Source organism: Sulfurimonas sp., from assembly GCF_027056685.1.
GTDB lineage: Bacteria > Campylobacterota > Campylobacteria > Campylobacterales > Sulfurimonadaceae > Sulfurimonas.
This window is the reverse complement of record NZ_JALUKE010000091.1, coordinates 1-4215: the sequence shown is the minus strand read 5'-3', so window position 1 is coordinate 4215 and position 4215 is coordinate 1. Positions and strand designations below refer to the sequence as shown.

Genomic DNA, 4215 nt, shown 5'->3' with positions numbered 1-4215 from the left:
TCTTTGAGCAGTTTGATAAGCTCGATAATCTACAGGCATTTGTAAGTGATAATGCACAAAATATATATGGAATTTGCCCTGAATTTAAAGAAGTGACATTAGAAAAACGACCTTTTGTTGTTCCTCAAAACTATTCAGGTGTTGTCCCTATGTATGCTGGTGAAACTATTGGCTGGGCTATAGAGAGTGTCGATTAAAATACTTTTTTTAGAAGATGATGCTCTTTTTGCTGAGACAATCGTTGATTTACTTGAAGATGAAGGGTATGAGGTCTGTCACTCTCCAAATGGACAAGATGCGCTTGATGCCACCTACAAAGAGAAGTTTGATCTTTATCTGCTTGATATAAATGTTCCCCTTATTGATGGAGTCTCTCTTTTGGGAGATTTGCGTAAAGCAGATGACGAAACCCCTGCTGTTTTTTTAACATCACATAGTGACAAAGAGATGCTGCAACGCGGCTTTTTAAGTGGAGCTGATGATTTCATTACCAAACCTTTTGATACTACCGAGTTTTTACTGCGTTTAGCTGCATTACTAAGAAGAACGAAACGCAAACAGGCAGAGTGTGTAGGTCTGTTATGTCATGATAAGCTGCATCAGTCTATACTTTATGATGGTGTAGCGTTAGAGCTTTCAAAAAAAGAGTATGAGTTGCTTGTTTTATTGATGGATCATGCAAATACTCCTGTTCCTAAAGAACTTATTTATGATGAGTTGTGGAGTAGTGCGGACAAAGGTGGTAGTGATGGCGCAATTCGTGTCTATATAAATAGACTTAAACAGCTTCTCCCTGCTGTGAAATTTGAAAATATTCGTGGGTTTGGATATAAGCTTGTTCCGTAATCTACGCATAAATATTTTTATATATTATTTGCTGACTGTTATTGGCTTTGTCTCTCTTGTTTATTATTTTATTGCTATTTTAAAAATTGAAAATATTGCAGTTTTTGCGCTTATTGTTCTTTGTGTTGTTACTCTCTCGGCTGTTTTTATTGCTAAATTAGCAGTTGATCCTCTTGCTGATTATGTACATCATCTTCAGGAACTCTCAAAAGAGACACTTCACGAGCTCAATCTTCCCATCAGCACCATTACAACAAATACACAGATGCTCGCTAAAAATATAGAAGATGCTAAAACCCTCAAACGCATCAGTCGTATAAATAACGCTTGTAATATGCTAAAAGAGCGATATAATGAGCTTGATTATCTTATAAAAATGCAGAGTGAACAAGATGTAAAAGAGCTTTTTCGTGTAGATAAACTGTTAAACGCAAGAGTACTGTTTTTGCAAAAACTTTATCCACATATAGAATTTCATTTGGAGTTAGAGAGCTTAGAAATTTTGGGAGATAAAACGGGACTTAGTAAAGTCATTGACAACTTAATTGATAATGGTGTAAAATACTCAAACGATTCAAAAAATATTGATATTCGCTTGAAAGATGGTCTGCTCTGTATTGAAGATTATGGTATAGGAATGGATGAGGTAGAGCTTGTTCATATTTTTGATAAATATTACCAGACAAACAGAGATATGCAGGGTTTTGGCATAGGACTCAGTCTTGTGAAAAGATTTTGTGATAAAAATAACATTGAGTTAAATTTGGAATCATCTAAAAATGTTGGAACAAGAGTTAAACTAAAATTAAAATAGGATTTATAATGCAGATGAACGGATTTTTAGCGTATGCAGAAAATGCACTAGATTATGGCGTAATGGGAACTTTGATACTTATGAGTATTGTGACACTTTGGCTCTTTATAGAGAGAATGATGTTTTATAAAAGTGTTCGCATTGAAGATTATGAACATCGTGATAACTTGGAACTTGATTTAACCGATAATATCAATGTTATTTCTGCCATTGGTACAAATGCACCTTATATAGGGTTGCTTGGGACTGTGGTTGGAATTATGATTACATTTTATACTTTGGGTGACATTGGTGCAGTAGATACAAAAAAAGTGATGATAGGTTTGGCACTTGCACTTAAAGCAACGGCAATGGGCTTGGTTGTTGCCATGCCTGCCATTGTCGCATATACCATTGCTTTGCGTAAAGTTGAGCGTATTCTTACAAAATTTGATGTGGCACACGAGAGTGAGAGCAAGTAATGTCAAAATGTAAACGAAAAAATTTTAAGCGTTTTGATCAGATAAATGTCATTCCTTTTATTGACATCATGCTTGTTTTGCTTGTGATGGTGCTGACAACTGCGACCTTTATCAAGCAGGGTGTTATTCCTGTGAATCTACCTCAGGCTAAAGCAACAGATAAGCAAGATACAAAAAAAGAGGTTACGGTGTATGTAAACGCAAAAGGGGAGCTTTTTTTTGAAAAAAATAGAGTAAATCTAAAACAACTTGAAGCAAAACTCGCAACCATTTCAAAGAGTCAGACTGTTGTTCTTAGAAGTGATAAAGAGTCGAAATTTCAAGACTTTGTAAATGTTATGGATATTTTGAAAAAACTTGGACACGAACAACTCTACATCGTAACTAAAAAATAGACTGCGTTTAATAAGCCTTATTTAAAAGCTTAAAGCGTGGTTTTTCTTTCTCTTTTTTTTCTGCTGCTTCTATTTTTTTCTGCTCTTTTATAAGAGTAGTATTGACATCAAAAGATTTCTTTTCTATCTGTTTTTTATCATTTTCAAATAGCGTGGTCGCAAGAAAAAATAGCACCACAATAACGATAACACTCGCATAAAATAAAATATAATTTTTTATATGCCCTGATTCAAAAGGGTTTTCAATCTTCATCTAAGCTAGATTTCCAATAATCTTAAGTCGTTCATTCTCATTACTTACTTTTTCAATCTTTTGTACGAGTTCTTTGTCTAAAAGCATAGGTGAATGCTGCTGCACAAGTGCAATAATATCTTCATAAGCGCTTAAATCTACTGTTTGCTTATGTAGTGATGCATGTGCTATAAAAGAGACTATATCATCTTCTTTAAGGCTTGGTAGTGATGCTAAAATATTTTGCGCCATCATCTGTGTAATATGTGGAGTGTTTTGTAGGCTCGCTTCTATCTTACTTGTAGCAATATTTCGTTCAAGACCTCTATTGTAAAGTTTTTGAGCTGATTTTTGGACAATTCGATTTGTATTTTTAGTATTTGTTAATTTAATTGTATTTGGAAGAGATAAAACTGCTCCAAACGCGATGTTACTTATGAAAACGGTAATAAAAAGTATTTTGTTATTCATTGAAATTTCCTTTGTTTCTAAGTGTAGTCATATTTAGCAAACGGATTATAAATCATCTCTGTTTTTACATAAGTTATAGCCGTATTCTATAAGTTGTGAGGCTTTATTGAACTCGAAAGTCCCACATAAATTTCGTGCTACATTTATCTCTACATCTGAGGGGTATGCGGAGAGTTTCATTCTTGCAAGTGCTCCTTGCATTGTTTCAAATGATTTGTTCGCTATGACATACATTCCATCCTCTTTACTTATGGAGTCTGGCAGGGAGATATTTTTCATATACTCTTGGATTTTTTTAGAAAGGGGTTTGTTGCGTTCTTCTTTCGTGATGGGAAAAAGAGAGGAAGGCTCACCGCCCAAATTGACTGAAATAGTTATGTCTGTGTCGTCATGGAAACTTGGAGCAATGGGAACGGGATTGAGTACTCCTCCATCTACTAAACGATTACCACTAGAGGTTATAAAGGGTGTAAAAAACATTGGAAGAGATATAGATGCTCTCACTGCGTTTAGCAGAGAACCGCTGTTTATCCAAACCTCTTTTTCTGTGTCAATATTTGTAGCAACGGCGGTGAATTTCATCTCTAAATCTTCGATATTTACATCACCAAGTAGTTCACTGAGTTTACTCATCAGCTTCTCTCCAGATACCAATCCACCAGAGCCTTTAAAGTCTAAAAGTTTGAGCATATCTATAACATCTACGCCTTTAAGCCACTTTTCATAGTCATCAAGTTTTCCAGCTGCATAAAAACCACCAACAAGTGCACCCATTGAACAGCCTGAGATGGATTTTATTTTGTAGTTATGCTCTTCAAGATAGCGTATGATTCCAATATGCACAAGCCCTCTGGCACCACCGCTTCCTAGGACTAAAGATACTGTTTTTTTGTTCATATTTTTGCTTCTTATTAATAGTTGTTTAGTTGTATTTTAGCGAAATTTAGTGGGGAGTGGAGTTAAAGAGAGGGGGGGGACTGCGCTTGTGGTTTTATA

At 35.2% G+C, this 4215-nt stretch carries 7 protein-coding genes and 1 pseudogene; 5 read left to right on the top strand and 3 right to left on the bottom strand.

Annotated features, from left to right (window positions below):
- The 5 genes and pseudogenes from MVY38_RS04065 to exbD form a co-directional block, all read left to right on the top strand.
- A pseudogene (locus MVY38_RS04065) lies at positions 1 to 197 on the top strand (dihydroorotase); the annotation flags it as partial.
- Positions 187 to 846, top strand: a complete 660-nt coding sequence (locus MVY38_RS04060) for a response regulator transcription factor (RefSeq protein WP_297483825.1) — start codon at positions 187 to 189, stop codon at positions 844 to 846. The pseudogene MVY38_RS04065 and the gene MVY38_RS04060, both read left to right, overlap by 11 nt.
- Positions 836 to 1660: a HAMP domain-containing sensor histidine kinase gene (locus MVY38_RS04055; RefSeq protein ID WP_297483823.1), complete on the top strand. Its 825-nt coding sequence runs from the start codon at positions 836 to 838 to the stop codon at positions 1658 to 1660. The genes MVY38_RS04060 and MVY38_RS04055 overlap by 11 nt, the downstream gene beginning before the upstream one ends.
- An 8-nt stretch (positions 1661 to 1668) precedes the next feature.
- Complete coding sequence (gene exbB / locus MVY38_RS04050; RefSeq protein ID WP_297483821.1) at positions 1669 to 2121, top strand: TonB-system energizer ExbB; 453 nt, start codon at positions 1669 to 1671, stop codon at positions 2119 to 2121.
- A complete protein-coding gene (gene exbD, locus MVY38_RS04045) occupies positions 2121 to 2516 on the top strand; it encodes a TonB system transport protein ExbD (protein ID WP_297434543.1) in 396 nt (131 codons plus the stop codon). The genes exbB and exbD overlap by 1 nt, the downstream gene beginning before the upstream one ends.
- Before the next feature lie 7 nt (positions 2517 to 2523).
- Here the strand turns inward: exbD and MVY38_RS04040 are convergent, their stop codons facing one another.
- Genes MVY38_RS04040 through MVY38_RS04030 form a run of 3 tightly spaced genes read right to left on the bottom strand, consistent with a single transcriptional unit; the run spans position 2524 to position 4116 of the window.
- Entirely contained in the window at positions 2524 to 2769 is a 246-nt protein-coding gene (locus MVY38_RS04040; RefSeq protein ID WP_297483819.1) for a hypothetical protein, read from the bottom strand.
- Positions 2770 to 3219 (bottom strand): hypothetical protein, encoded by a 450-nt coding sequence (locus tag MVY38_RS04035; protein ID WP_297483818.1) that lies wholly within the window; start codon positions 3217 to 3219, stop codon positions 2770 to 2772.
- Positions 3220 to 3264: 45 nt separating this feature from the next.
- Positions 3265 to 4116, bottom strand: a complete 852-nt coding sequence (locus tag MVY38_RS04030; protein WP_297483816.1) for a patatin-like phospholipase family protein — start codon at positions 4114 to 4116, stop codon at positions 3265 to 3267.
- Between the last annotated feature and the right edge of the window lie 99 nt (positions 4117 to 4215).